This is a genomic window from Nonomuraea sp. CX421, assembly GCF_059358955.1.
Map to the genome: position 1 here is coordinate 98,573 of NZ_JCADBK010000001.1, position 24,127 is coordinate 122,699.

Here is a 24,127-nt window from a genome sequence, read left to right on the forward strand (position 1 = left end):
AACGCCCCGTCGGATATCTCCTCCTAGGGGTGGAGGTCGCTGAAGTCGCCGGTCAGCCGTACCGGCATGAGACGGCGGATCTCGACTCGGGGCACGCTGCGACGCCTGGGCCGCGGCTCGCGCTTCAGCAGGCCACCATGCCCGGCGGGGCGCCGCTCTCGCCGTCTGGTCGATCGTGATCTGGGCTGGCGGTAGTCGATCTCGACTGGCGCGTGATCCCTGCCTCCCGCCGTGGAGGGGAAGGATCACCCACCCGTCATAATCGGCCTCTATGGGAAAGAGTTACGAGCGGATAGATGGCAGGCTGCGTGCCTTCATCGAGGCACAGCACATCTTCTTCACGGCGACGGCGCCGCTGGACGGCGACGGCACCGTCAACCTCTCACCCAAGGGCCTGAACGGCTCGTTCGCGGTGCTCGACGAACTCACCGTGGCCTACCTCGATTTCGCCGGCAGCAACGCCGAGACCATCGCTCATCTGCGCGAGAACGGCCGCATCACCCTGATGTGGTGCGCCTTCGAGGGGCCGCCCAACATCGTGCGCGTGCACGGCCGCGGAGAGCCGGTCTTCCGCGACGATGCACGTTGGGCCGAGCTGATGGGCTACTTCCCCCACATCGACCCGACCCTGCACGGCCTGCGCGCGATCATCGTCGTGACCGCCGAGAAGATCCGCGATACCTGCGGGTACGCCGTCCCGTTCATGACCTATGACGAGGACCGCCCGCTGCACGCGTCGCGCTTCGCGCGCGAGACCGATGAGTCGCTCGACGTGTACTTCCAGAAGAAGGAGCACATCGCGACCAGCATCGATGGCCTGCCGGGTCTGCCCCTGCCCCTGCCACCGCTTCCGCCTACCACATAAGACCCGGCCGGTGGAGCCGACACCACGGTGGGGTGTACCCGGAAGACAGTCATGCCACCCGCATCCATCGGGAAGGTACGCCTCCTTCCGTCAGTGCGGATCCACAGGTATTGAGCATTGCTCTGATTGGAAGGCGTGCTGAGACAACGGCTGGCGTAGCGGTTCCGCGAGCTCGCCAGTGACGGACCGCGAAGCATCCAATGGGGGGCGCTATCCCCAACTGGTGGCTTGTCGGATGGCGAGTTGCGCCACCAGCCGGGGGGTCGGGACTCTAGACCTAGAGTCAGTCCCCTCTAGGTCTAGAGGTTGCCCTAGAGCGCGATCCGGTGCCTGAGCTCTCGGCGCACGATGTCCCGATCGAGCACATCTCGCGCCTGGTGGGCCACACGAACACCGTGGTCACGGAGACGGTCTACCGCAAGCAGATTCGCCCCGTCATGCAGGAGGGTGCGACGGTCATGGACAGGATCTTTCCGCTGATTGCGGAGCCGTAGTCACTCAGATAGACACTCACGCCCCGTTCATAAAGTAATGGGCGGGGCGTTTTAGGAGGTGGTCAGGGGCGGGGTCGAACCGCCGATCTTCCGCTTTTCAGGTGTGGCGATCGCCCTGCTGACATACCGCGGCCTGGAGGTCGAAGGCCGTCAACGGCGCCTCACGTATGGCTACGGTGATGAACGTTGCCGTCAGGGTTGCCGTCGGCGTTCAGCGGGGAACTACCTGAGCGTTCACGCCGGGGAGATCGTCGAACGCGGCTGACGCGTCCATCGTCAGCACCGTTCTCGCGGTGGCCGCGGCCGTAGCCGCGATCAGCAGATCGTACGCGCCCCGCGACTTGCCCTCTCGTCGGACATGCGCCATCAGACGGGCGTGGACTCTGGCGACGTCCGTCGTGTACTCCTCAACAGGGATCAACGCGAGAACTTGGTCCACAAAGGTCTGCCGATCGGGCCGTCGTGCCACATCGGCCAGCTCCACGCCGACGAGCAGCTCGGCCACAGTGATCGCCGAGATCGCAACATCATCGGCGTCTCCTATCACCGCGTCAACGGATGCCTTGCCTCGCTCGGCCGCGATGAGCACACCGGTGTCAAGGATCAGGCGTCGGGCCATGTGCCCCTCATCTCGTTGTCGATCGCCTCGCGGGCCGCCGCCACGTCAGCTTCGAAATCGGCGTCCAACGTTCCCGCTCTGCTTGCCAGAAACGCCTTGACCATACGCCCCGGCGCTGTCGGTGCAGGTCCGATCACAGCGATCTGCTTCCCACCGCGAGTCACCACAATTGTTTCCCCGCGCTCGGCCTCGTCGAGCACCGTCGCAAAGCTTCGAGACGCCTCAGTGGCAGTCATCACCTTCATAGATATCAGATTATCTGATCCATGGAGGATGAGCCGGCCGAACCGATGACGGCCGTCCATGTCAGCGGACACCAAAAAGGCGCCGAAGCGATGATCGCTACGGGGCATCCTGGCTGGTCAGTTGAGGTGGTCAGTTGAGGTGGTCAGGGGCGGGGTCGAACCGCCGACCTTCCGCTTTTCAGGTGTAGCAATCACCGTGGTCCCCGCCCCCTTCCAGGAGCCAGCCAGTCGTTCGCAGTGCTCTTCGTGTGAGCTTGGTGACCGACGTTGCCGTCAGCGGATCCGTCACGAAACCCGCCGTACCCTGCCGCAGGCCCCGGACGAAGGGAGCCGCGGCAAGTCCGGCCTCTTGAGGGTAGAAGACAGTGTGGCGGTCGTGGTGTTGCCTCTGAGGGAGATGAGCGGCTCGGTCGGGAGCGTGTGGCCTTGCCTGCCCGTCTCCATCCTCCCTAGCGTGCTGAGGAAGAGCGCCTCTCCGCTCCGCGGCTGCGTGCGCTCTGGGTAGTGATGAAGGCGCGGCCGCAGTTGCTCGTGCCGGCGTGGGCGCGGCGGTGGTTGGTGCCGGTGGCGGTCGGGATCGCCATGGCGGCGGTCGTGGCCGCGCTCGTTCCGGCTCTCCTTCCCGCTGTGGCAGCCGGGCTGGTCGCGGGTGGGGTGGCCGCGGCGTTCCAGTTGGTGGATCCGGACGAGTCGCGGGTGCCGCTGGATGACGAGGAACTGCACCGGCTGATCGCCGAGGTGGCCGCCGAACTGAGACTGCGTCGGCCGGTGAGAGTGTACGTGTGGGCGTATCCCGACGCGCTGGCCTTGCGGGTCGCTCCCTGGCGGAACGAGCTACGGCTGGGCCTGCCGTACCTGACCGAGATGGAGCGCGACGAACTACGTGCCGTGGTCGCGCACGAGCTCGCCCTGCTCGCCCTACGCAGGTCCCCGCTCGGCGACGCCGTGCACAGGTGGTGGATGACGGACATACGGCGCGGACGGCCGTTGCCGGCCGAGGTCGAGGCCGTCCTGGTCGACATGTTCCGGAGCGCTGACGCCGCCGCGGCCCGCGTGGCCGGGATGCCGGCCACCGTGTCGGCTCTGCTCCGCGGCAGCCTGATCACCAATTCGTTCACCTGGTTCGCCGTACGGTACGGCGTTACGGCAGCGGAGTCGCGCGGCTTCCCGCCCGATCTGTACGCAGGCTGGCGCTGGAAGGCGCGCCACGACGGCCTCCTGACGGCCTTCGCCCGCTCCGTCGCCGAGGACGACCGCCCCGGCTCCACCACCATCAGAATCGCCGCTCTCGCCGGCGAGGCACCCACCACCGTCGCCACCAACATCACCGCCTACACCGGCGCCAATGCCGCTGCCACCGGGATCGGCGCTGTCTTGAAGGAGCACCCTGCCGCCGATGCGATCGGGGTTCGAGCAGAAGGCGCTGGATCGGCGGTGCTGTCCGAAGGGTTGCCGGAGAAGGTCGAGAGGCGGCTGGCAAGGGCCTGCATGCGCGAACTGCTGGCCCGTCCGGCCGTTCGGGCCGTGCCACTGCGTGAGGTGCCCGACCGGGTCTGGGACGGCGTATTGGAGCGGGAGCGCGTTGATGTGTTGGCCGCCGTCGCCGCCCTGCTCGGCCAAAGGGACGCGACGTTCCAGGACGTCGTGGACGTCGCCCGTGCCAGACGAGCCAGCGAGCTCGCCTGGGAACACCTCACCTGGTTGTGCTCCCACAGGGATCGCGCCGTGTGCGTGATCTTCCCCGTACTCCACCGCGAGCTGCGGAAGCGCGGCCACGCCTACGCGCACCCGCTCGCGCGCCGCCTCCTGATCGCCCCGGATGGAGCTCGGGTGGACGTGGCCGCGCTCGCCGCAGAAATCGCGGCAGACACGTAGGCGTCCCCATCTACGGTCGATGGGCACCGCGGTCAGCGATTGTCACGGCCTGGACCGACCACTTCCGTGTGAACTCGCGGCAGATCAGTTGTTAGAGCTCGCGCGCTCGTCGGGGGACAGTAAGTGCCGTGTCGCGCCATCGCTGGTCGGCGGGGTTGCTGGGTCGCCGAGGCGATCCGGAGTTTGTTCAGGGGAATCCGGCGTGCTCGCGGCGCTGGTCAGCCGTGGGTTCGTAGGCGGCGGATGAGGGGAGGCCGCATCCAGCCGATTGGGCTGAGGTGAAGGGCACAGGGGCGGGACCAGTCAGGGGGAATTCTCCGGTTTTCCTGCCTTTCGTGCTTTCCGGGCGAGATAGGTGCAGTGACCGAGCCCAGCGAGTCCGGCGAGCGTCCCGTGCAGCGCCGCTCCCAACAGGAGCCAGTGCGGCCAGGTCGTGACCGGGGTGTCGCCACGCAGCCATAACGTCAGGGCGAAGGTGGTGAGCCCGGCGCCCAGCAGGACACCGCTCATGGCCGCGTACCGCCGCCGGGACAGCGCCCGCCCGATCTGGGCGAGCAGCACGGGCCAGGCGAAGATCGCGAAGTATTTCAGCGCACCGCCGATAAAGTAGCCCGCGAGCTGGAGGAGGGACGCCGACGAGAAGCCCTGGTACGTCCAGTCGAACATCTTGCTGAGCCATGAACCGGTCGCCCAGACGAACGTTAACGCGGTGGCGAGGACGAGGAACACGCCGACCATCCCGGGAACGTAGCGGCTGCCGGCGGAAGGCGTGTCGCTCATGTTCGGTGCCGCTCCTCGTTGGCGGTCTCCAGGCTAACCGTCGCTCGCCGGCCGGTAGGTGTCGCCAGGGAATGAGGGTCGGTGCGGTAGTTGCCGGCAATTAATGTACTTTGCTTCGCTGGACAGACGTCGACTTTGAGACCGGCAACCTGGAAGTGGTTCAGAGCCTCCAGCGGGTCGCGGGCCGTTTCCAGTTCGTCCGTCCGAAGACCTCCGACTCGGAGCGGACCGTCCCGCTGCCGCCCATCTGCGTGGAGGCTCTTCGGGAGCACCTAAGGAAGCTGTTCCCCGAACGTTCCGACCGTTGGGAGGAGTGGACGGAACAAGGTCTCCTCTTCCCTTCCTGCTGCGGGACACCGATGGAGCCAGACAACCTACGGCGAAGCTGGGGAGCGGCCATCCGAGAGGCCGCCGGCCTCGGCGAGATGAGGTTCCACGACCTCCGCGACACCTGCGTGACGCTCCTGCTCAACCTCGGCGTCCCACCCCAGATCGTCCGTGACATCGTCGGCCACAGCGACATCGAGGTCACCATGACGATCTACGCCCACGACTCCCTCGACGACAAGCGCACCGCCCTGCGCAAGCTGGGCGATGCCCTCGGATAGCCAGCCCTTCCAGGCTGGTCAGCACGCTCAGTGACACCGTTACCGAGCGTGCTTCCATGTGGTCCGATCTCGGAGAACACGAGCATAGTTGAACCCCTGATCTTTCAGCTGCCGCACGACCCACTGAGCAGCACGATCGTCGGGATCAAGCTCCCGCAAGTGGAATCGGAGGCTCTCGATGGCGTTCCGCTCACGGGCCTTGCGCCTCTTGGGGAAGAAATCCTGCGGAAGGTTGTGACACACGTCCGCGATCATGCGCATGTGCTCCAGATGACTCAGCGCCGTGTCCGTTTCCCCAGCAGCCAATGCGCGCTTCACGAGGTGACTGCCGGCTCGAAGCTCAACGAACCCCCTGGCCATCAAGACCCTGACGGCCTCCTGCGCCGAACCACGTTCCAACCCGGCCGGCCGGTCACGCGCTGTCCGCATGTCTTCCAGAAAAGTGAAGCAGGAGCAGTGGCCTTCACGTTCTTCAACGCAACGCAGGTGCTGGCAACTGTGGTCGTGCCGGTGATCACGGGTCCACACGTGGAAGTCCCGCCTTATGCCCCTGGCGCGCCGCGCTGTCTGATACTCCTCCCACCGTGACAGCGTCTTGGGAAGCTGCTGGAAACGCGGCATCGGTACAGACCTGCTAAGACCGCTCCTGATAAGCGCACCGTCGTTCATCCTGAGCACCATGACCGCAGAAATACAGCCTTCGGCGGGCACATCCCACGACTTACGTGGCCAAGGGATCACATAGTGCGTTCCTCCCGGCGCGAGGTGAGCCAGCAGTTCGACGGCCTGCGACTGGGCAGAGTGTGAGGTTTCGCGCAGCAACTCGATCATCGTGGCGGTGTCAACGGCGCGAACGGTCCGAAGCGTCGTGGGCAACACTGTGCCATGATCCGAATCTTTCGCCACAGGCCAAGGAAGTAACCACACGAGTGTCAGCCTGCCATGGCACCGAGCAGCGGAGGTGGCGACGTTGCTGTCACAGACGCGAAAACGCCCCGGAGCAATCTTCGCTTCGGGGCATCTTTGCTGGTCAGTTGAAGTGGTCAGGGGCGGGGTCGAACCGCCGACCTTCCGCTTTTCAGGCGGACGCTCGTACCAACTGAGCTACCTGACCAGAAGCGGTCCTGACGGGACTTGAACCCGCGACCTCCACCTTGACAGGGTGGCGAGCACTCCAAACTGCTCTACAGGACCTTGCTTTGCGACTCGCTTAGCTTACCAGTCTTCCGGAGGTCTTCGACCTACCGTTTTCCTAGTGGCGCTAGACGCTTCGCCGTGCCCCCAACGGGATTCGAACCCGTGCCGCCGCCTTGAAAGGGCGGTGTCCTAGGCCGCTAGACGATGGGGGCTTAGGATTCCCGGTCGCCTTCCGTCGGAGACCTCTGAAGCATAGGGGACGATCGCCCCTGATGCCAAAGTGGCGGACCGGCGGCCGGCGTTGGCGTGCCACTCACGGATCCCGTTGGCGACGGGGCGCTCGATGGCTCTGGAGAAATCATACGTCCCGGGTTCTCCTCCACGTGACGCTGGATGTACGCCGACTGCTCCCCCAGCCCGCCGAGCGTGATGTCGTCCCAGGCCTGGAGGCGTTTGGTCTCCTTGTCGAAGTACAGAACCGAGGCCTGTACGGGGGTGGGTTCGGCGTGTTCGAGGGCCCGCAGGCCGGCGCCGCCGGTGGAGCCCTGGACGAGCACGCGGGTGCCGCTGGGCAGCACGCTGGTGGAACGGGCGTGGGCGTGGCCGGCCAGGACCATGGGGGTCGCGCCCGAGAAGCCGCGACCGATCAGGGAGTCGTGGACGGCGACGAGGTCGGGTTCGTCCAGGCTGCCGAGATGGGAGCGGCCGAACTGGGCCAGCGCCTCGGGGTTCGAGTCGACCGCGGTCGTCTTGTCGGGAGTGAAACGCGGATCACCGAGGCCGTAGATCTTGAGGCCGGCCACCGTCTCGGTCTTGTCGTCCAGGACGATGGCGTTCTTCTGGGCGGCGACCGCCTTCTGGGTGACCTTCGAGTCGTGGTTGCCGCGGACGAAGACGTACGGCACGCCGAGGCGGCTGATCTCCTCGACGAACTTGTTCTCCGCCTTGGTGCCGTGGTCGGAGATGTCGCCCGTGTCGATGATCAGGTCGACGGCGAACTGTTCCTTCAGGGACCGGATGACGTTCCAGGCGATCGGGTTGATGTGGATGTCGGAGACGTGCAGGACTCGGATGGATCGCGGGTCGGCGTCGTACACGGGCAGGGTGGAGACCGTGTCGTACAGCTTGGAGACGTTCGTCACGAGCTTGGTGAGCTGCGACCGGTACGACTCGAACTTGGTCACGATCGACTCGGCGCTGCCGACCAGGGACGGCGCGGCGGCGACCAGGCCGGTGTAGCGGGGCTCGACCAGGGAGTTCGGGCGGAAGGTGAGGGCGGCGAGCGCGCCGGTGGCGGCGAGCGCCACGGAGGCGGCCACCAGGCCGAGCAGCGCGACGCGCGGGCGCCGGAACACCATGAGGACGGCGATCAGCGCGCCCGCGCCCGCGCACAGGAGCGAGCGGATGATCAGGGCACGCGTGCCGTCGAGCAGGTCGCGTTCGATGATCTCGGGGAGCCGGTCGGCCAGGCGCGGGTCCTCGAAGAGGGTCTTGGCACGTTCCTGGTCGATGTTCTCGAGCGTGATCCGGAGCCGGAGCGGCGCGTCGTGGGTGTTGAACGTGAGCGTGCCGAGGGGGCTGGCGTCGACGACGGTCTCGCCGTCCCAGGCGGGGCGGAGCGACATACCGGTCTCGACGGGGCCCACCTGGGTGCTGAGCGTGCCACTGAGGAAGATGCCCAGCCACGCGCCGACGGCGGCGACGAGGAGCACGACCAGTGCTCTGGCCAGGCGGGACTGGACAACGGCGGTCAACCTGTCGACGAACTTCATACAGTTTCTTGCTTACCTGACCAGCGGGGCAGAATGGTTAAGGTGATTGAGGTTTCGCGGGAGAAGTTCGAGGAGCTCGTGGCCGAGGCGTTGGACACGATCCCGCCAAAGCTGACCCGCGCGATGAGCAATGTCGTCGTCACGGTGGTCGACGACCCGCCCGAACCCCACCTGTTGGGTCTGTACACCGGCGTCCCCCTCACCGAACGCGGCGACTGGTACTCGGGAGTTCTGCCCGACCGGATCGAGATCTACCGCAATCCGATATGCCAGATCTGCGATACCGAAGCCGATGTGGTCGACGAGGTGCGGATCACCGTCGTCCATGAGGTCGGTCACCACTTCGGCATCGACGATGACAGGCTGCACGAGCTGGGCTGGTAACCGCTTGCAGCGGGTTGACTGCTTTGGGTTGCGGCCTGCCAAGTGTTCAGGCACCTTAGGTGACATACCGAACACTCTGAGTCAGGCACAGCGGAGTCCAATGGGGGCCATGCGGACGCGACGGCTGCCCGGGCGGCATCGCCGTGATCTGGAACGTCAAGCCACCTATGGCGAGGTCATCGCCATCAGGGAGTTTCGCGCACTCTGGTACGGCCAGAGCCTGTCGCTGCTGGGCGACCAGCTCGCCCAGGTGGCGCTGGCCGTGCTCGTCTACGACCGCACCGGATCGGCGCTCGCGACCGCGTCGGTCTACGCGCTGACCTACCTGCCGTCCATCCTCGGCGGCCCGCTGCTGGCGGGGCTGGCCGACCGGTTCGCGCGCAGGGGCGTCATGCTCGTCTGCGACCTGGTCCGTGCCGCGCTCGTCGCCGTGATGGCGCTGCCCGGCGTGCCGTTCCTGGTGCTCTGCGCGCTGGTGTTCTTCGTGGTGCTGCTCAGCGCGCCGTTCTCGGCCGCTCGCGCGGCGCTGCTGCCGGAGATCCTGGAAGGCGACCGCTACGTCGCCGGCTCCGCGTTGCAGAACATGACGAACCAGGCCGTTCAGATGCTGGGCTTCGCGGCGGGCGGCGCGATGATCGCCACCATCGGCCCCTACCGGGCCCTCGCGCTCGACGCTGCCACGTTCCTGTTGTCGGCGCTGATCCTGATCATAGGTGTACGACGGCGGCCGGCCGCGAGCGGAGGAGACGGGGCCAAGCCGTCCATGTGGGCGATGACGAGGGCGGGAGCGCGGCTGGTCTTCGGTGACCGGAAGCTGCGCACGCTCGTGCTGTTCGCCTGGCTGTGCGGCTTCTACATCCTGCCCGAGGGCCTCGCCGCGCCCTACGCCGCCAAGCTCTACACGGGCACGCTGCCCGTTCCGGTGATCACGGGACTGTTGATGGCCGCGATGCCGATGGGGACGGTGCTGGGGGCGTTCGTGTTCAGCAGGTTCGTGTCACCGTCGGGGCGGCTGCGGATGATGGGCTGGCTGGCCATGCTCAGCTGCCTGCCGCTGATCGTGACGGCGATGCGGCCACCGCTCGCCGTGGTGCTGGTGGCGTGGGTCGTCTCGGGCATCGGCGGGGCCTACCAGTTGGCCGCCAACGCCGCGTTCGTTCAGCGGGTGCCCCCCGAGCGGCGCGGCCAGGCGTTCGGTCTCGTGCACGCGGGGTTGATGGCCGCGCAGGGCATCGGCATCCTGGCCGGCGGGCTGGCCGCCGAGAGACTCGGCCCAGAGCCCGTGGTCGCGCTGGCCGGCGTCATGGGGGTGACGTGCGCGGCCGTGCTCGCCATGATCTGGACCGAGTCCCGTGAGGAGGGCACCGCCGCCCGAGGCGGCGCGCAGGCCCCCGCCTGATCACTGCTGCGGCTTCTGCTCGTCATTCCATGTGTCGGTGCTGCCCTGCCAGGTGGACTTGGCCTGCTGCTTGCTGATCAGGTCCTGGACGATCGAGGTGTCCTTGCCCTCCTCGGGCAGGAGCAGCCAGGCGATCGCGTACACACCGATCCCGACGCCGCCGAACAGCGTCGCGATGGCGAGTCCGATGCGGATGAGGTTGGCGTCGATGCCGACGTAGTCGCCGATGCCCGAGCAGACACCGGCGATGATCCGGCCGTTGTGGGTCCTGCGCAGGTGCTTGATGTTCTGTTCGTTCATGCTTCAAGACTGCCCCTGGACCCGGTGTTCGCACATCAGGATTGCCCCTGGTACAACCCTGGTAGCCCCCTAATTCGAGGAGAGGACCCGCGATGGACGACCTGCTGCGCCTCGACGACCGGCTCAGCGGTGACCAGAGGCTGATCCGCGACACGGTCAGCGCCTTCGTCGCCGACCGCGTCCTGCCGTACGTGGGCGACTGGTTCGAGGAGGCCACCTTCCCGGCGCGCGAGCTCGCGCCCGAGCTCGGCGCGCTCGGCCTGCTCGGCATGCACCTGGAGGGCTACGGCTGCGCGGGCACGGACGCCATCTCGTACGGCGTGGCCTGCCGCGAGCTGGAGGCCGCCGACTCGGGCCTGCGGTCGTTCGTGTCGGTGCAGGGCTCGCTGGCGATGTTCCCCATCTGGCGGTACGGCTCCGACGAGCAGAAGGACGAGTGGCTGCCCCGTATGGCGTCCGGCGAGGCGATCGGCTGCTTCGGCCTCACCGAGCCCGACCACGGCTCCGACCCCTCCAAGATGCGCACCCACGCCAAGCGCGACGGCTCCGACTGGGTGCTCAACGGCTCCAAGATGTGGATCACCAACGGCTCCATCGCCGACGTGGCCGTGGTGTGGGCGCAGACCGACGACGGGGTCCGCGGCTTCGTCGTGCCCACCGACAGCCCGGGATTCTCCGCCCCTGAGATCCACAAGAAGCTGTCCCTCAGGGCATCCGTCACCTCCTCCCTCTACTTCGACGACGTCCGGCTCCCGGCGTCCGCGGTGCTGCCCGGTGTCTCCGGGCTGAAGGGGCCGCTGTCGTGCCTGTCGGAGGCGCGTTTCGGGATCCTCTGGGGTGTTGTGGGCGCCGCCCGTGCGTGCCTGGAGGCCGCGGTGTCGTACGCCAAGACGCGGGTGCAGTTCGACAAGCCGATCGGGGCGTTCCAGCTCACGCAGGAGAAGCTGGCGTGGATGTACGTCGGAGCGGCCCAGGCCGGGCTGACCGCGTTGCACCTGGGGCAGCTGAAGGACTCGGGGCGGTTGGAGCCGCGGCAGATCAGCTTCGGCAAGCTGGCCAATGTGCGGGCGGCCCTGGACATCGCGCGGCAGGCCCGATCGATCCTCGGGGGCAACGGGATCACGCTGGAGTACCCTGTGATCAGGCACATGAACAATCTGGAGAGTGTGCTGACCTACGAGGGCACCCAGGAGATCCACACACTGGTGCTGGGCGAGGCGCTGACCGGGCTGTCCGCTTACCGCTGAGGGGGGCGGGAAGTGCGTCGCGTGGAGGGCGGTAATCTCTGTACCCTTGCTGTTGCAGGGGGCGTTAGCTCAATTGGCAGAGCTGCGGACTTTTAATCCGTAGGTTCCGGGTTCGAGCCCCGGGCGCCCTACCAGCAAGAACACCTCTCATTGGTCTTGTTTGACGAGGTTGTACAGCCACCTTTTACAGCCAAGAGGGCCGGACTCCCCGCTGCGGGGAGTCCGGCCCTTGGTCGTCCCGAAGATCCGAAGAGTTGCTCGGCGGCCGCGTCAATTGCCGCCCGCTCGATATCGGGAAGCACGGGCGCGTACGTGTTCATGGTCAGTGCGATCTGGCTGTGGCCGGGAGGCTTCATGACCGTCCGAGGCTAAGCACCACAGGCCAGGAGGATTCGGTTTCGGCGGCTCCTGCCCGACCATCGCGTCTGCCCGGTCCCGTCAGGCCGCCTCGAAGTCGGCTCGGTGGTCGGCGGCCCATTCTGCCAGAGTGCGGCCTGGCCGCCCGGTCACTACGGTGACGGGACGGGGGACGTCGGGGACGGTGAGGGTGTCGTGCCAGTAGTCGAGCAGCATCTTCATCACGGGCTCGGGGATGAACCGTGCGGTCTCGGTGCGGAACTCCTCGGGCGTGATCTCCACTAGCGGGATTTCCCGTCCCAGGGCCTCGCCTATGATCGCCACCTGCTCGGAGCGGGTCAGGGCTTGCGGGCCGGTGAGCGGGATCGCCTCACCCACCTGATTGTCGGAGAGCAGGGTCTCGGCGGCGGCCTCGGCGACGTCGTACTCGTGGATCGGGGCCTGAGCCGATGCCAGGTAGGGCGCCCGGATCGGTGCGCCGGAACGGATCTGCCAGGCCCAGGAGAGCAGGTTGTTGGCGAAGGTGCCGGGCCGCAGAATCGTCCAGGCATCGGTGCGGCCGGTCACGGCGGCCTCGACCTCGGTGTGGTGGAGCTGGCTCGCCGAGCCGTGGTCGCGCTGGAACTCCTTCGCAGCAGCCAGGGAGGACAACACGGTGAAGCGATGGACGCCGTGGGCGATGGCCGCGGTGACGAACGCGTCGACGCCCTGAGCAGGGAAGACGAAGGCGCGATCGACACCGTCGAACACCTGCGACCCGACCGTGGTGGCGTCGGCCAGGTCACCGGCGACGACCTCGACCCCGGCCGGCAGGTCTGCGTCATCGGGCTTGCGGGTCAGCGCACGTACGGCAACGCCACGGGCGAGCAGGGTCGTGACGAGGTGACGACCAACGGTGCCGGTCGCACCGGTAACAAGGATGGTCAAGATGGCTCACCTTAGGGAAGTAGTGCCGGTCCGTCCGGCTTGAACGCCAACCTAAGGAAGGTTTAGGTCATTTCCTGTCCGTATTTCTCCTAGACTTGAGGAGTATGCCGGAACAGAGCACGACAGAGCGGGCGCTGCGCCTGCTGGAGCTGCTGCAGGCCCGCCGGTCCTGGAGCGGCGGCGAGCTCGCCGACCGCCTCGGCGTCGACGGCCGCACTCTCCGGCGGGACGTGGAGCGGCTGCGGGGCCTCGGCTATCACATCGAGGCCCGTCGTGGCCCCGACGGGGGCTACCGACTGTCCACAGGCAGCGACCTGCCGCCACTGGTGTTCACCCCGGATGAGGCACTAGCCGTGGCCGCCGCCCTCGCCTCGTCGGCCGCCAACGGCGCTGCCGGCGGTGGCGAGGTCGCGCTCACCGCCCTGGCCAAAATGGAGCAGGTGATGCCCTCGGCGGTGCGTCGGCGGGTGCGGGCGCTGCGTTCCTCGGTCGCCCTCGGCGACACGCCGAACGCGGTGGCCGGCGCGTATCCGGCTCCGATGAACGCCGACGTGCTGGCAGTCCTGGCGCTGGCGTGCCGGGATGCGGAGCGGGTCCAGCTGCGCGTGATGAGCACCGGGGGTTCCGACGCTGGACGGGAGTCCCCGCGCCACGTCGAGCCTGCTGCCCTGGTGCCCCGGCAGACCCGGTGGTTCCTCGTGTGCCGCGACCTCGACCGTGGCTGGCGGGTGTTGCGCGTCGATCGGATCACGCGAGCATCAGCGACGGGCGTGCGCTTCGAGCCGCAGGAGGTCCCCGGAGGCGACCCGGTCGCGTTCGTCACCAGCCAGCTCGGCGCCCCGCCTCGAAGACACACAGCGACGATCCTGATCCACGCACCGATAGACCAGGTACAGGCGTACATGGGTGGCTTCGCCGCGGACTTCTCCCCGACGACGACCGCCACCGGTCAAGCAGCGACACACTGGCGCATCGCCGACGCACGTCTCGAGGTCCTCGCCGGCGGCCTGCTCTGGATGCGATGGCCCTTCGAGGTCATCGACTCCCCCGAGCTCGCCGCCCTGCTGCGGGACCGGGCCGCAGCCTTCGCCTTCGCCGCCGACCCGCGCTGAAGCCGACTCGCCAGGCCGTTACGGTGCTCACAGCTATCACACCCGTGTAGGGCTTGCTGTCTACGCGTGAGGAGCGCTCATGCTCGAGTACCGGTTCACCTAAGAGCCGCTATCAGAGATCTTGTGACAAGATCGCGAGATGCTGCGACTCACTGATTTCATCATCGACTGCCCGGACACGATGAAGCTGGCGGCCTTCTACTCTGAGGTGACGGGCCGCCCGATCAAGGAAGGCAGCCACGAGGAATGGGCCGGCATCGAGTTCGGCGAGGTCGAGCTGGCCTTCATCCGGGTGGATGACTACCGCGCTCCGCAGTGGCCCGACAGCGAGCACCCCAAGCAGTTCCACCTCGACTTCGAGGTGGACGAGATCGAGCCCGAGCAGCGCCGCGTTCTCGATCTCGGCGCGACGCTGCAGCAGGATTTCATCGGCCCCAACGGCTACGGCTGGCGGGTCTACACCGACCCGATCGGCCACCCCTTCTGCCTGTGTCGTAACAAGGGCTTCGTCTGGACCGACCAGGCCTGATCTGGCCCTGGCCATGGGTCAGCCGCCACGTTGGTGTACGAGCCGTCCTTCGCGGTGATCCTGTTTCTGCAGGTTGAACGGTAATCGCCGCCGTCGCGTGCCAGTCCGGTTGCGACGTGTCGTCGGGTCAGAGGGATCCGCACAGCCTGTTGAGCTCCGCGACGTCTGTATTGATGTCCGCGATCACCTGGTTGGGATCGCCGCCGGTCATGCCGGTCAAGCGGAAGTTCAGTTCCTGGAATTCGGCGGCCAGCCGACTGATCTTCGCGCCCACCACTCCTTGCGCGTCGAGGCCCGCGCCCATCAGGTCGCGGTACGTCTGCTGAGCCGCGGCCGCCTGGCTGCTGCGGACACTCCCGGCGTTCTGGCGGTAGGCGGTCAGCGCCGCCGCCGCCGCATCGCAGCCGCCGGGGCGTACCGCTGACAGCGGTTCGGAGGAAGCCGGAGCCGCGCGCGTGGAGCTCGGCATCGGCGACTGGGGCGGGCTGGACTCACGCGATGGACTCGGGGTCGGCGGTGCGGGCCGGGTGGTGACCGGATCTGATGACGATGACTGCGTGGCCGGGGTGGGGGCTGCCGCGTCGGGCTGGGGCTGCGGAGGCGGGGCCGGCGGCGCCAGGTAGGCGATCAGCGCGACCACGGCGGCAACCGCAGCCGCCAGAGCGCTTACAGCCTGCCAGTTCAAGGGCAAGCCCGCTCCTGAACCCGCGCTCGACGGCTGCGCTGATCCACTCTTCGTCATGCCCTCATCGTGGCCGAGCCGCATGAGCTTGGTCCAGAGCCCGCGCCTTCATAGGCAGATGGGCGCTGCCGTAGGCAGGTGTGTGCCTCCCCCCGGCGCGCTCACGTTGGATGTGTGCGAGTGCGGCAGCGCTGGATTCCGGCCGCGGCGAGCCCGACGGCGGCGGCCATGCCGATGCCGAGCACGGCGATGCGGCGCAGCAGCGGCAGGTGCCATTCGGGGTCGATGGGTCGGCCTGGGCGGCCGCTCTGCCAGGCCAGCAGGAAGGTGGCGGGGAGGAGCGTCAGGATGCTCGTCCACCACAGCACCGACTCTCGAGCGCGGACGAAAGGGGGCGAGCACCAGCAGAGTGAGCCCGTAGCCGCCGAGTGCGAGAGGGCGATCAGTAACAGCATGAAGCCGCGTGCCAGGTCAGGCGCAAGTGACCTGGTGGGTCAGGCCGAGCGAGAGGGTGGTGGGCGCGCTCATCGGGGCCTGTTCGGGCAGAACTCGGCCGACAGGACGTCAGTGAAGACGCTCAGGCCGCTCCAGTCGCCGTTGATCTCGGTGGTGAGCAGGTGCTTGCCGTCACGCGACCCCATGGCGTACGTCCACGACCCGTAAGTCGCCCCGGCGTTGCCCCACACCCACAGGCCGCACGGCAGCTTCTGGGTGAAGACGCCGAGCCCGTAGCGGGTGTCGGGGATCCACGCGGGCCCGCCCTTGGTCTCGACGGTGGTGAACATCTCCTTCTGCTGGGCGGCGGGCAGCAGCCGACCGCCCAGCAGCGCGCCGAAGAACCGGTTGAGGTCACCGACGGTCGAAACCAGGCCGCCGGCCGACCATGCGGCGGATTGGTTCATGTCGCTGGCGTCGTGGATCGTCGGGTCGGGCTCCTGGGAGAACAGCGTGGAGTAGTGCACAGGATGCGGGCCTCGGATCTTCGCCTCCGTTCCGGGCAGGTAGGTTCCGGTCAGCCGCAATGGCCGGATGATCCGCCGGGTCACCTCGTGGCCGAAGGTCCTGCCCGTCGCCTTCTCGACGATCATGGCGGCCAGGATGTAGTTGGTGTTGGAGTAGGCGAAACCCTCGCCCGGCGCGAAGTACGGCGGGTTGCGCAGTGCGACCTTCACCAGTTCCTCAGGCGTGACGGTGTCGTATCGGTGCTCGAACCACGCGGCGCCCTGCCCTTTGGCGAAGAACTCCTCGTCATTGCCGTAGTTGAAGATCCCGCTGGTGTGGTTGAGCAACTGCCGGACGGTGATCTGGCCGCCGTCGTAACCATTGCCGTGCACCAGCCCCGGCAGCCAGCGCTGCACGCGGTCGTCCAGGCTCAGCTTGCCCTCGCCGGCCAGCTGCAGCACCAAGGTAGCCGTGAACGCCTTCGTGGCGCTGCCGATCCTGAAGCGCTCGTCCGGCCGGCGTTCGCGAGCCGTCTCTGTGTTGGAGAATCCCGCCGAGCCGAACCATCGCTCGCGCCCGTCGCGTACCTCGGCTGCGATGCCGGGCGCACCACTCTCGGACACGGCCCGATCGAGCGCGACCTGCACCTGGGGAGGACTCGCCGCCATCGTCACGGCGAGAAAGAGGGATGTGATCACGCCGAACCCCTTCTCTAAACGAGATAGTACGTGTTTAGCCAAGAGGAAAGCTACTTTGCTTTTAGTATTTGGTCAATATAAACCTGCATACTGATGCTGCATTTTGCAATGACAATGCAAGCGAATGCAAAACAAATTTGCAATGATATGTCTGCGAACGCAATACTGGTCGTCCGACGGGAGGGGGCACGGCACCGATGCCAGGCGGCAGGCTGACGTACGAGGAGCGCCGGGACATCGCCAGCGGGCTGGCCGACAGGCTCACCTACACCGAGATCGCCAGGCGCCTCGAGCGCCCGATCTCCACCATCACCCGCGAGGTGATCCGCAACGGCGGGCCCTGCGGCTACCAAGCGGACCTCGCCCACCACGCGACCGCGGTCCGGGCCCGCCGCACCAAGGCCGCCGCGCCCCGCCCGGCGCCGGCCGCCAGCGACGAGCTCGGGCGAGACCCGGAGACGATCAGGAAGCTGGCGGAGCAGTTCACCGCAATGCTGGTGGACAGCGGCCTGCCGCACATGACCGCCCGGGTGCTCGCCGGTCTCTACACCACCGACAGCGGCAGCCTCACCGCCGCTGAGCTCGTCCAGCGGCTTCAGGTCAGCCCGGCGTCCATCTCCAAGGCCGTCGCCCAGCTCGAACAGCAGCAGCTGATCCGGCGGGAGCGCGATCCCCGGCGGCGCCGAGATCGCTACGTCATCGACGGCGACATCTGGTACCAATCGTGGCTGGCCAGCGCCCACAAGAACGCCCAGCTCGCCGAGGTGGCCAATAGCGGAGCCGAAGCCCTTGGCCTCACCACCCCCGCCGGCGCCCGGCTGAAAACGATGGGCCGGCTCCTCCAGCACCTCAGCAACGACATGATCCGCGCGGCCGAGCGCGTACGCGAAGGCTTCGGTGACCAATAGCCAAGGCGCGTCGGCCCAACCGCGGAGCTCCCGCCCCAGCAGCGGTACGTCCTCGGTCATAAATTGGGCCAGAACGTGATCCAGCGGCTGCCGGTTGCCCGCATCCTCGCCCAGGAGTAGACCGGTCACCGCCCCGCGACGGGACTCCATTCCAGAACGGCGTGACCGGCGATCGGATCCGGCTGCTCATGCGCGCCTCTGTATGGGTGATTCGTTGGATGAACCCGCGATATACCCCCGCTATACCCACCGTGACTACGATCCCCAACCATGAGTCGATCACTCGATAAGGCGCCCTTCGCCTTATCCAGGATCGTGTTTGAAATGGCCGCCGGCAGGCAAACGCAGATACTTGTCGCCACTCGAATCCGGACGGTTCTCTGGCGGTGGTCTAGACATCGATATCGGAGGCGCCATGAGATGTTCTTACCTGCGCTTTTCCGCCTCCTCGCGCAAGGAAAGGGGGCTTCCGCCGAAGACTCGGTCGCCGCCTCCAATACGAACAACAAGTATGTGCACGTCAACACGAGTGCGGAGTCCGATGGAAGCTACGCGTACATGCTTGAATTCTTGGACGTGGTTCACGCGACATCGTCCAGGAATGCACGGAAAATTCGTTTATTCGGAATTCTCTGGATGGAAAATCGACGAAAGGAACGATCAGCATGCGCACTCGATCGAAGTTCACCACTCTCGCGGCCGCCGCGGCTGTCGCGTTCTCTGTCGCGGCGGTGACGGCACCGGCGGCCAAGGCGGACCCGGGGGACCCGGCGGCGCAGGCGGAGCTGACGGCACAGGTCAGCTGCGTGAGCCCTCCGCACCTCTACAACGGCGACGGCGCCGGGAGGATGCTGGGGTCCTACAACCTCAAGGTGGCGCCGTACGCCTCGTGCGGCAACGTCACCAATCTCAGCCAGGGTACGTACATTTATCTCCACTGCTATATGTCCAACGACTACGGCAACACGTGGTGGTACGTGAGAGTGGCGGGGACCTCCACCCACGGCTGGATGTCGAACGAAAACTTCCAGTATGAGGAGCGTGACGACGACCCGAACGACGGGTTCTACTGGACCGCCCCCTGCTCGTAACGGATAGCTGCTGTCGCGGTGGAAACAGTCGTTCCGTGGTCGGGTCTGCCTTCATGGGCACTCGCCGTAAAAGCTCCGTGGTCACCTTTCTGACCACGGAGCCATCGCCTGCCGATTCACTGGTCCTGCTCAATCGCCGTTCCCGCTTCAAGGCAGGTACGGCGGGGCGGCGCCCCAGCCCCAGCGCGGCACCGGCGCCTCGGTGGGCGGCGTCGCGCCGGGCGGGGAGTTCTGCACGGGAAGGCGGGTGCCCCACTCGATGTAGCTCGCGAAGGCGGCCCGGAACTCGGGGTCGCCGGGCAGCCCCACCTCGTCGGCGGCGTCCATCAGCACGCTCACCCACCGGCGGCGCTGCTCCTCCCCGATGTGCTTGCCGAGATGCTGGGCGAGATGCTGGGCGAGCATGTGCCGGTAGCCGCCGCGCTCGCTCGTGTAGCGGTCAGGGCCGCCGAACACCTCGCCCAGCCACAGGGCCACGAACCTCGGGTGCCGTGCGTCCATGTGGGCGAAGAGCGGGACAAGCAGGTCATCCTTGACGCACGTGGCCGTAGAACACCTCGGTGAGCCGCTCGAACGGTTTTGTCGGTGGGGCGATCTAACGTCCCGGCCATGACTTCAGCGACGCAGGCGTACACATACGCCGCGCCTTCCTCTCTTGTCGACGGTCGTCTCGGATTGGCGACCTCAGGCGGGCGGGCCCTGTCCGGGCCGGCCGTGGCCCCCCGGTTCTTCAGCGGCGTGGTGACCCAGGCGGCCCCCGCCGCGGCGGCCCTGCTCGGCGTCGCCGACGTGGCGCTGGCCCGCTACCACCAGCCGCAGGCGCGGCCCGGCTGGGTGCGCGACCCGGTGGTGACGTGCAATGGCGACCGGTTGCGGTTCGAGTCGTTCTCGGCCTGTGGCGGCGTGTACGCCCGGCTTGATCTGCTGAACGGCGCGCTCGACGGCGAGGTGTTCGACCGGGGCACCACCAACGTCGACGTGAACGCGCCGCTCCGCGAGGCGCTGGCGCGCATCGGCGCGCGTGACCCGTTGCACCTGGGGGTCGGGCTCGACGAGCTGGTCGTGACCACGATGGATGGCGCAGTGGTGGAGAAGAAGGTGCCGCTGCCCGAGCGCTGGTTACGCGGCTTCGCCGAGGTGCAGGTCATCGCCTCGGGCATGGACCAGCGCGGTGATCTGGCCGGCATGGCGGCGGTGCGGTTTCTGCGCGGGCTGCCCAAGAAGGGCACGGTGTGGGTGGCGCAGGCAGGGCGGGAGCTGAAGGTCTCAGACCGTCAGGTTCCGGGCTCGGTCCAGCTCGCCGGCCCCAACCGGCTCGGCACCCTCCTGCCGCTGCTGCGCTTCGCGAAGTCCCTCCGGGTGTACGGCCCGGCCGACGCCGCCTCCAGCGCCTGGGAGCTGGAGCTTCCCGGCATGCGCTACACGCTCACCCTCTCGCCCGAGCGCTGGCGCGGTTTCTCCGGCGAGGGCGCGGTGCTCGACGACCTGGCCACCGACGAGGCCGAGAACGACGCCGACGTGGTGGGCATGCTGCTCAACTTCGAGCCCGAGGTCGAGATCGGCCTGCTGGCCGACCGCGCGGGCATGCCCGCCGACCGGGTGCGGGCCGCGTTGACGCAGCTCGGCGTCGCCGGCCGGGTCGGCTACGACCTGTCGGAGGCCGCCCACTTCCACCGTGAGCTGCCCTATGACAAGGACAACGTGATCCTGCTCAACCCGCGGCTGGCCAAGGCGCGCAAGCTCGTCGACGCGGGCGCCGTGCACCTCGAAGGCGAGCTGGCCACCGTCCGCACCTCGGGCGGCGCGCGCCGGGTCTCGCTGGCCGACGGCTCCTGCACCTGCGAGTGGTGGTGGGACCATCGCGGCTCCCGAGGGCCGTGCAAACACGTGCTGGCCGCCCGGATCGTCGCCCGCGCCGCCGTGGAGGTCTTCTCCCGATGACCCTCTGGACGGAGATCTGTGATCTGGTCACCCGTAACCAGGTCACCCGCCTGACCGACCGGCTGGTCACGCTCACTGAAGAGGAGCGCGCCGAGCTGGGCGGGCGGTTGCCCGGCCTCGTCAAGGAGCTGCGCCGCACCCTCACTGAGCAGGTACGCGCCGATCATCCCGACGACTTCGAGGAGATGGCCTCCTGGGAGGTCGGCGAACTGCTCGACAGACTTGCCGGCGCGCTGCTGCTGACCGGTGTCGGCGTCATCACCGGCCCGGCGGCCGCCGTGACGTGGATGACCGCCCGCGACGTCAACCGCCGCTGGGCCGAGGACCTCAACGTCGCCCAGGTGTGCCGGGTGGCGGCCAGCCGTCCCCGGGAGTGGCGTCGTGATGTCGCGGTCCGGCTGGCCCAGCGGGTGCGCCGTCCCGCCGACCGCATCGCGCCGCTGGCCGTGGCGCTGCTGCGTGAGTCCGGCGCCGTGCCGCCCGACCACGACCCGCTGGTGGCCGCCTGGCTGGCCGCGCCGAGCGTGGCCGCTGACCCGTTGACCCCCGTGCTGCTGCCTCGTGTCTTCGACGCCGACGGCGCCGGCCGCGCCCTCCGTGACGAGCGGCTGGAGCCCCGGCCGACCCGCTGGCTGACCGCCGCCGCCCGCGAGCTGCCCAGACAGCAGGTGCTCGACGGTTGCGTGAGCCGTTTCCTGCGCGGCGGCGAGGCGCAGGACCTGCGGTTCTTCGTCCGGCTGCACACGCTCCTCGCTCCCACGCCCGCGGAGTCCGCTCCCCGCCTGCGCGACTACCTGCGGCTGTTGCCGTCTGCTCCGGGCACGGTCGCCGAGCTGGCCGCCGGGCAGGTGCGCGGGGCGATGCCGCTCGACCACGCAGACCTGGTCGAGGCGGTCGACGCGCTCACCTTCCGGGACGAGGCCAAGCTCGCCGCCACGGGCCTGCGCTGGCTCGGCCAGGCGATCCGGGCCACGCCCGAGGCGGCCGCCGATTTCGTGACCGCGCTGACCACGGCGTACGCGCACAAGTCGTTCGACGTGCGCAACCGCGCGGCCGAGTTGACCCTGAAGTACGCCGAGCTGTTCGCCGACCACAGCGAGGCGATCCTCGACGGCGTCCGCCACCTCCCCGCCGACCTGGGCGCGAAGCTGGCCGAGCAGTTCGGCGGGGAGGCCCCGGTCGACGAACTGCTGGAGCAGAAGGAGTTCCCGCCGCTGCCCGAGCCGCCGGAGGCGCGGAGGTTCCCCGAGCCGTCGATCTTCCCCGACTACCACGAGCGTTGGATCGGCCAGGAGCGCTGGCTGGCGGCCTTCGTCGCCGGGATCGCCGACGACCGGGCGAAACTGCGCAGCAAGCTCAAGCCCCACGTCGAGCAGGACCAGGGTTACTGGCGGTCCAAGGAGGTGCGCATCGACCCCGACGACTGGCAGTCGGCGCTGTCCGCCGAGCTCGTCACTCCCGGAAGCGTGCCGGAGCTGCCACCGATCGGACCGAAGAAGTTCTGGGACGACGCGAACCACAGGGTGCGAGTACGCGCCCTCACCCGTGGCGAGGAGCCCGACCCGGAGCCGAGACCCCGGCGGATCACCATAGGCGGCGCCTTCCGGCCTGGCCGCTACCTCGACGACGACACTCCGCTGCGCGCCTTCTTCATCACCTGGACCAGCGACGACGGCCCGGACGGGGCGGTGGCCCACGAGGGCGACCGGCAGATCCCCTTCACCAACGGCCGGATCCACCTGAACGACTCCCCCACCGACGTCGAGCAGCCGTGTCATTACGCGGACGAGGAGATCTGCGACGACAGGCTGCCGGATCACCTCCGTCCGGTGCGGACGAAGCCCGGCGTCTTGTACGACGACTCCGTGGAGGCCATGCCGTACTTCATCCTCGACCGCGTCTACGAGCGCATGGCCGAGCTCGGCGTGGACCCCGCCCGGATCGCGGCGATGCGGGCGAAGGAGCAGGTGCCCCCGCCAGGCCCAAGCGAGCCGCTCGTGGAAGTGACCGTCGTCTTCGTCCCGCCCCGGCTGCGTTCCTTCCTCCCCAAGCAGCTGCCCGAGCACGACGAGTGGCGGCGGCGCAACCAGCTGCCCCACCCCAATCGCGTCTCCCCGCCCCACGACTTCCTGCTGCACCGCTACGCGGAGCTCGCCGAGGCCCTCCGCAACGGCACCCTGCCGCCGGTGCTGCTGGCCACGCCGACCTGGATGAGCGGTCACCTCGACCCCGACGTGCTGGTCGACCGGCTGGAAACCTGCGCCGCCGCCGGGGTGGAGCCGCCCCCTGCCGACCTCGCGCAGGCGCTGCTGCGGTTGCCCCGGGGCAGCCACCAGGCCGCGGCCGACCGGGCCGCCAAGGTCGACTCGGAGGCGGCGCGCTCGGCCGCGCGCTGGCTCGCAGGTGGCGGCATGACCGACCCCGAGTGCGGCCACGTGTGGCGCCACATGGTGGGTGCGTCCATGGTCGAGTTCGGCGACGGCGAACCGGAGCACTTCACCGAGGTCAGGCTGCAGCCCCTGCTGCGGGTGACGGCCCCGACCGGCCATCGGCTGATCGACGAGGTGCTGCTGCGTCAGCCGTTCGATTGGACGGCCGAGTTCGGCGGCACGCTCGGGGCGTGGCCCGCCATGCTGCCCTCGCACCGCGAGGTCGTGGCCGTCAACTTCCTGCCCTTCCTGCTGCGCGATCACTGGGGCGCGTGGGTGAGGCCCACGGAGATCACCGGCCTGGAGATCGCCCAGGGCCCGATGGGCGAGTCCACGGCGGTGATCCTCGCCATTCTGCTGGCCGACAGCGTGCCCGGCGTGATCCCACTGGTCCTGAGCATGGCCGCCAGGAGCGAGCTGCCCGCCGAGGCGATCGGCCGGCAGCTCGCGCTGGTGCTGCGCCGCACCTGGCGGGAGACCCGCCCTGCCATCGCGGCCCTGACCGAGCTGGCCGACGCCGGCGGCCACCACGAGGTGTGGCGCATCCTGCGCGCCCTGCTGCCCGGGATGCTGCCGGGCGAGGGGCAGCGCATCACCGTGACCCACGCCGAACTCGTCGCCTTCGCCGCCGACGTGGCACGCTGGGCCAGCGCGCGCGGAGAGATCCCGGTCGTCGCCGAGTTCGCGCGGAGCCGCCGGACGATCCGCTTCGTCCACGAGTGCAAGCGCCTTCACGCCCAGCTCACCGGAGCCGCGTCATAGCCTGGCCCACATGGCCCGCTGCCG

The 24,127-nt window shown here is 68.2% G+C and carries 24 protein-coding genes and 4 tRNA genes; 14 read left to right on the plus strand and 14 right to left on the minus strand.

The window, feature by feature from the left end; translation table 11 throughout:
• The first annotated feature begins 271 nt into the window (after nucleotides 1-271).
• Nucleotides 272-865, plus strand: coding sequence for a pyridoxamine 5'-phosphate oxidase family protein (locus AC5L3X_RS00515; RefSeq protein ID WP_494854299.1), 594 nt, complete (start codon nucleotides 272-274; stop codon nucleotides 863-865).
• Nucleotides 866-1,191: 326 nt separating this feature from the next.
• The gene (locus AC5L3X_RS00520) at nucleotides 1,192-1,359 is read left to right on the plus strand and encodes a hypothetical protein (RefSeq protein WP_494854301.1); all 168 of its coding nucleotides are present in this window, start codon (nucleotides 1,192-1,194) and stop codon (nucleotides 1,357-1,359) included.
• 211 nt (nucleotides 1,360-1,570) lie between these two features.
• On the opposite strand, the gene AC5L3X_RS00525 is transcribed toward AC5L3X_RS00520, so the two are convergent.
• Nucleotides 1,571-1,978: a PIN domain-containing protein gene (locus AC5L3X_RS00525; RefSeq protein ID WP_494854302.1), complete on the minus strand. Its 408-nt coding sequence runs from the start codon at nucleotides 1,976-1,978 to the stop codon at nucleotides 1,571-1,573.
• Nucleotides 1,963-2,223, minus strand: coding sequence for a type II toxin-antitoxin system Phd/YefM family antitoxin (locus AC5L3X_RS00530; RefSeq protein ID WP_355046286.1), 261 nt, complete (start codon nucleotides 2,221-2,223; stop codon nucleotides 1,963-1,965). Before AC5L3X_RS00530 ends, AC5L3X_RS00525 begins: the two co-directional genes overlap by 16 nt.
• Before the next feature lie 504 nt (nucleotides 2,224-2,727).
• Between AC5L3X_RS00530 and AC5L3X_RS00535 the strand changes: the two genes are divergently transcribed.
• On the plus strand, nucleotides 2,728-4,098 hold the full coding sequence (locus AC5L3X_RS00535; RefSeq protein WP_494854303.1) for a M48 family metalloprotease: 1,371 nt from the start codon (nucleotides 2,728-2,730) through the stop codon (nucleotides 4,096-4,098).
• A 303-nt stretch (nucleotides 4,099-4,401) separates the two neighbouring features.
• Here the strand turns inward: AC5L3X_RS00535 and AC5L3X_RS00540 are convergent, their stop codons facing one another.
• Complete coding sequence (locus AC5L3X_RS00540) at nucleotides 4,402-4,878, minus strand: hypothetical protein (RefSeq protein ID WP_494854305.1); 477 nt, start codon at nucleotides 4,876-4,878, stop codon at nucleotides 4,402-4,404.
• Between the two features lie 110 nt (nucleotides 4,879-4,988).
• On the opposite strand from AC5L3X_RS00540, the gene AC5L3X_RS00545 reads away from it, so the two are divergent.
• Nucleotides 4,989-5,486 carry a site-specific integrase gene (locus AC5L3X_RS00545; protein WP_494854307.1) on the plus strand — a complete coding sequence of 166 codons (498 nt, stop codon included), beginning with the start codon at nucleotides 4,989-4,991 and terminating at the stop codon, nucleotides 5,484-5,486.
• 39 nt (nucleotides 5,487-5,525) lie between these two features.
• On the opposite strand, the gene AC5L3X_RS00550 is transcribed toward AC5L3X_RS00545, so the two are convergent.
• The 5 genes from AC5L3X_RS00550 to AC5L3X_RS00570 form a co-directional block, all read right to left on the minus strand.
• Complete coding sequence (locus tag AC5L3X_RS00550) at nucleotides 5,526-6,317, minus strand: hypothetical protein (RefSeq protein ID WP_494854308.1); 792 nt, start codon at nucleotides 6,315-6,317, stop codon at nucleotides 5,526-5,528.
• A gap of 209 nt (nucleotides 6,318-6,526) precedes the next feature.
• Nucleotides 6,527-6,600, minus strand: a tRNA-Phe gene (locus tag AC5L3X_RS00555).
• 5 nt (nucleotides 6,601-6,605) lie between these two features.
• Nucleotides 6,606-6,680 (minus strand) — tRNA-Asp (locus tag AC5L3X_RS00560).
• Nucleotides 6,681-6,762: 82 nt separating this feature from the next.
• Nucleotides 6,763-6,835 (minus strand) — tRNA-Glu (locus tag AC5L3X_RS00565).
• Entirely contained in the window at nucleotides 6,836-8,395 is a 1,560-nt protein-coding gene (locus AC5L3X_RS00570) for a metallophosphoesterase family protein (RefSeq protein ID WP_189121936.1), read from the minus strand. It lies immediately after the preceding tRNA gene.
• A gap of 33 nt (nucleotides 8,396-8,428) precedes the next feature.
• Between AC5L3X_RS00570 and AC5L3X_RS00575 the strand changes: the two genes are divergently transcribed.
• Nucleotides 8,429-8,779, plus strand: a complete 351-nt coding sequence (locus tag AC5L3X_RS00575) for a metallopeptidase family protein (RefSeq protein WP_189121937.1) — start codon at nucleotides 8,429-8,431, stop codon at nucleotides 8,777-8,779.
• Between the two features lie 109 nt (nucleotides 8,780-8,888).
• Nucleotides 8,889-10,178 carry an MFS transporter gene (locus tag AC5L3X_RS00580; protein ID WP_494854309.1) on the plus strand — a complete coding sequence of 430 codons (1,290 nt, stop codon included), beginning with the start codon at nucleotides 8,889-8,891 and terminating at the stop codon, nucleotides 10,176-10,178.
• On the opposite strand, the gene AC5L3X_RS00585 is transcribed toward AC5L3X_RS00580, so the two are convergent.
• Nucleotides 10,179-10,478: a PspC domain-containing protein gene (locus AC5L3X_RS00585; RefSeq protein WP_189121939.1), complete on the minus strand. Its 300-nt coding sequence runs from the start codon at nucleotides 10,476-10,478 to the stop codon at nucleotides 10,179-10,181.
• A gap of 92 nt (nucleotides 10,479-10,570) precedes the next feature.
• Between AC5L3X_RS00585 and AC5L3X_RS00590 the strand changes: the two genes are divergently transcribed.
• Together AC5L3X_RS00590 and AC5L3X_RS00595 are read left to right on the plus strand one after the other, a co-directional pair.
• A complete protein-coding gene (locus AC5L3X_RS00590) occupies nucleotides 10,571-11,725 on the plus strand; it encodes an acyl-CoA dehydrogenase family protein (protein ID WP_494854311.1) in 1,155 nt (384 codons plus the stop codon).
• 58 nt (nucleotides 11,726-11,783) lie between these two features.
• Nucleotides 11,784-11,859 (plus strand) — tRNA-Lys (locus AC5L3X_RS00595).
• A 304-nt stretch (nucleotides 11,860-12,163) separates the two neighbouring features.
• On the opposite strand, the gene AC5L3X_RS00600 is transcribed toward AC5L3X_RS00595, so the two are convergent.
• Nucleotides 12,164-13,009, minus strand: a complete 846-nt coding sequence (locus tag AC5L3X_RS00600; protein ID WP_494854312.1) for an SDR family oxidoreductase — start codon at nucleotides 13,007-13,009, stop codon at nucleotides 12,164-12,166.
• A gap of 104 nt (nucleotides 13,010-13,113) precedes the next feature.
• Here AC5L3X_RS00600 and AC5L3X_RS00605 point away from each other — a divergent pair, with 104 nt between their 5' ends.
• Nucleotides 13,114-14,121 carry a helix-turn-helix transcriptional regulator gene (locus AC5L3X_RS00605; RefSeq protein WP_494854314.1) on the plus strand — a complete coding sequence of 336 codons (1,008 nt, stop codon included), beginning with the start codon at nucleotides 13,114-13,116 and terminating at the stop codon, nucleotides 14,119-14,121.
• A 139-nt stretch (nucleotides 14,122-14,260) separates the two neighbouring features.
• A complete protein-coding gene (locus AC5L3X_RS00610) occupies nucleotides 14,261-14,650 on the plus strand; it encodes a VOC family protein (protein WP_494854315.1) in 390 nt (129 codons plus the stop codon).
• A gap of 127 nt (nucleotides 14,651-14,777) precedes the next feature.
• Here AC5L3X_RS00610 and AC5L3X_RS00615 read toward each other — a convergent pair whose 3' ends face one another.
• The 3 genes from AC5L3X_RS00615 to AC5L3X_RS00625 form a co-directional block, all read right to left on the minus strand.
• On the minus strand, nucleotides 14,778-15,341 hold the full coding sequence (locus AC5L3X_RS00615; RefSeq protein ID WP_494854317.1) for a hypothetical protein: 564 nt from the start codon (nucleotides 15,339-15,341) through the stop codon (nucleotides 14,778-14,780).
• A 152-nt stretch (nucleotides 15,342-15,493) separates the two neighbouring features.
• Complete coding sequence (locus AC5L3X_RS00620) at nucleotides 15,494-15,700, minus strand: hypothetical protein (RefSeq protein ID WP_494854318.1); 207 nt, start codon at nucleotides 15,698-15,700, stop codon at nucleotides 15,494-15,496.
• A gap of 156 nt (nucleotides 15,701-15,856) precedes the next feature.
• A complete protein-coding gene (locus tag AC5L3X_RS00625) occupies nucleotides 15,857-16,972 on the minus strand; it encodes a serine hydrolase domain-containing protein (RefSeq protein WP_494854319.1) in 1,116 nt (371 codons plus the stop codon).
• Between the two features lie 197 nt (nucleotides 16,973-17,169).
• Between AC5L3X_RS00625 and AC5L3X_RS00630 the strand changes: the two genes are divergently transcribed.
• Together AC5L3X_RS00630 and AC5L3X_RS00635 are read left to right on the plus strand one after the other, a co-directional pair.
• Complete coding sequence (locus AC5L3X_RS00630) at nucleotides 17,170-17,880, plus strand: GbsR/MarR family transcriptional regulator (RefSeq protein ID WP_494854320.1); 711 nt, start codon at nucleotides 17,170-17,172, stop codon at nucleotides 17,878-17,880.
• 665 nt (nucleotides 17,881-18,545) lie between these two features.
• Entirely contained in the window at nucleotides 18,546-18,971 is a 426-nt protein-coding gene (locus tag AC5L3X_RS00635) for a hypothetical protein (RefSeq protein ID WP_494854321.1), read from the plus strand.
• 147 nt (nucleotides 18,972-19,118) lie between these two features.
• Here the strand turns inward: AC5L3X_RS00635 and AC5L3X_RS00640 are convergent, their stop codons facing one another.
• Entirely contained in the window at nucleotides 19,119-19,472 is a 354-nt protein-coding gene (locus AC5L3X_RS00640; protein ID WP_494854323.1) for a globin family protein, read from the minus strand.
• Nucleotides 19,473-19,580: 108 nt separating this feature from the next.
• On the opposite strand from AC5L3X_RS00640, the gene AC5L3X_RS00645 reads away from it, so the two are divergent.
• Complete coding sequence (locus AC5L3X_RS00645) at nucleotides 19,581-20,912, plus strand: SWIM zinc finger family protein (RefSeq protein WP_494854325.1); 1,332 nt, start codon at nucleotides 19,581-19,583, stop codon at nucleotides 20,910-20,912.
• Entirely contained in the window at nucleotides 20,909-24,103 is a 3,195-nt protein-coding gene (locus AC5L3X_RS00650) for a DUF7824 domain-containing protein (RefSeq protein WP_494854326.1), read from the plus strand. Before AC5L3X_RS00645 ends, AC5L3X_RS00650 begins: the two co-directional genes overlap by 4 nt.
• The last annotated feature ends 24 nt before the right edge of the window (nucleotides 24,104-24,127 follow it).

Coding starts and splice junctions, on each gene's coding strand:
- AC5L3X_RS00515 (WP_494854299.1), top strand. CDS start 272: ATGGGAAAGAGTTACGAGCGGATAGATGGCAGGCTGCGTGCCTTCATC.
- AC5L3X_RS00525 (WP_494854302.1), bottom strand. CDS start 1,978: ATGGCCCGACGCCTGATCCTTGACACCGGTGTGCTCATCGCGGCCGAG.
- AC5L3X_RS00530 (WP_355046286.1), bottom strand. CDS start 2,223: ATGAAGGTGATGACTGCCACTGAGGCGTCTCGAAGCTTTGCGACGGTG.
- AC5L3X_RS00540 (WP_494854305.1), bottom strand. CDS start 4,878: ATGAGCGACACGCCTTCCGCCGGCAGCCGCTACGTTCCCGGGATGGTC.
- AC5L3X_RS00550 (WP_494854308.1), bottom strand. CDS start 6,317: ATGATCGAGTTGCTGCGCGAAACCTCACACTCTGCCCAGTCGCAGGCC.
- AC5L3X_RS00570 (WP_189121936.1), bottom strand. CDS start 8,395: ATGAAGTTCGTCGACAGGTTGACCGCCGTTGTCCAGTCCCGCCTGGCC.
- AC5L3X_RS00575 (WP_189121937.1), top strand. CDS start 8,429: ATGGTTAAGGTGATTGAGGTTTCGCGGGAGAAGTTCGAGGAGCTCGTG.
- AC5L3X_RS00580 (WP_494854309.1), top strand. CDS start 8,889: ATGCGGACGCGACGGCTGCCCGGGCGGCATCGCCGTGATCTGGAACGT.
- AC5L3X_RS00585 (WP_189121939.1), bottom strand. CDS start 10,478: ATGAACGAACAGAACATCAAGCACCTGCGCAGGACCCACAACGGCCGG.
- AC5L3X_RS00590 (WP_494854311.1), top strand. CDS start 10,571: ATGGACGACCTGCTGCGCCTCGACGACCGGCTCAGCGGTGACCAGAGG.
- AC5L3X_RS00605 (WP_494854314.1), top strand. CDS start 13,114: ATGCCGGAACAGAGCACGACAGAGCGGGCGCTGCGCCTGCTGGAGCTG.
- AC5L3X_RS00610 (WP_494854315.1), top strand. CDS start 14,261: ATGCTGCGACTCACTGATTTCATCATCGACTGCCCGGACACGATGAAG.
- AC5L3X_RS00630 (WP_494854320.1), top strand. CDS start 17,170: ATGCCAGGCGGCAGGCTGACGTACGAGGAGCGCCGGGACATCGCCAGC.
- AC5L3X_RS00635 (WP_494854321.1), top strand. CDS start 18,546: ATGCGCACTCGATCGAAGTTCACCACTCTCGCGGCCGCCGCGGCTGTC.
- AC5L3X_RS00640 (WP_494854323.1), bottom strand. CDS start 19,472: ATGGACGCACGGCACCCGAGGTTCGTGGCCCTGTGGCTGGGCGAGGTG.
- AC5L3X_RS00645 (WP_494854325.1), top strand. CDS start 19,581: ATGACTTCAGCGACGCAGGCGTACACATACGCCGCGCCTTCCTCTCTT.
- AC5L3X_RS00650 (WP_494854326.1), top strand. CDS start 20,909: ATGACCCTCTGGACGGAGATCTGTGATCTGGTCACCCGTAACCAGGTC.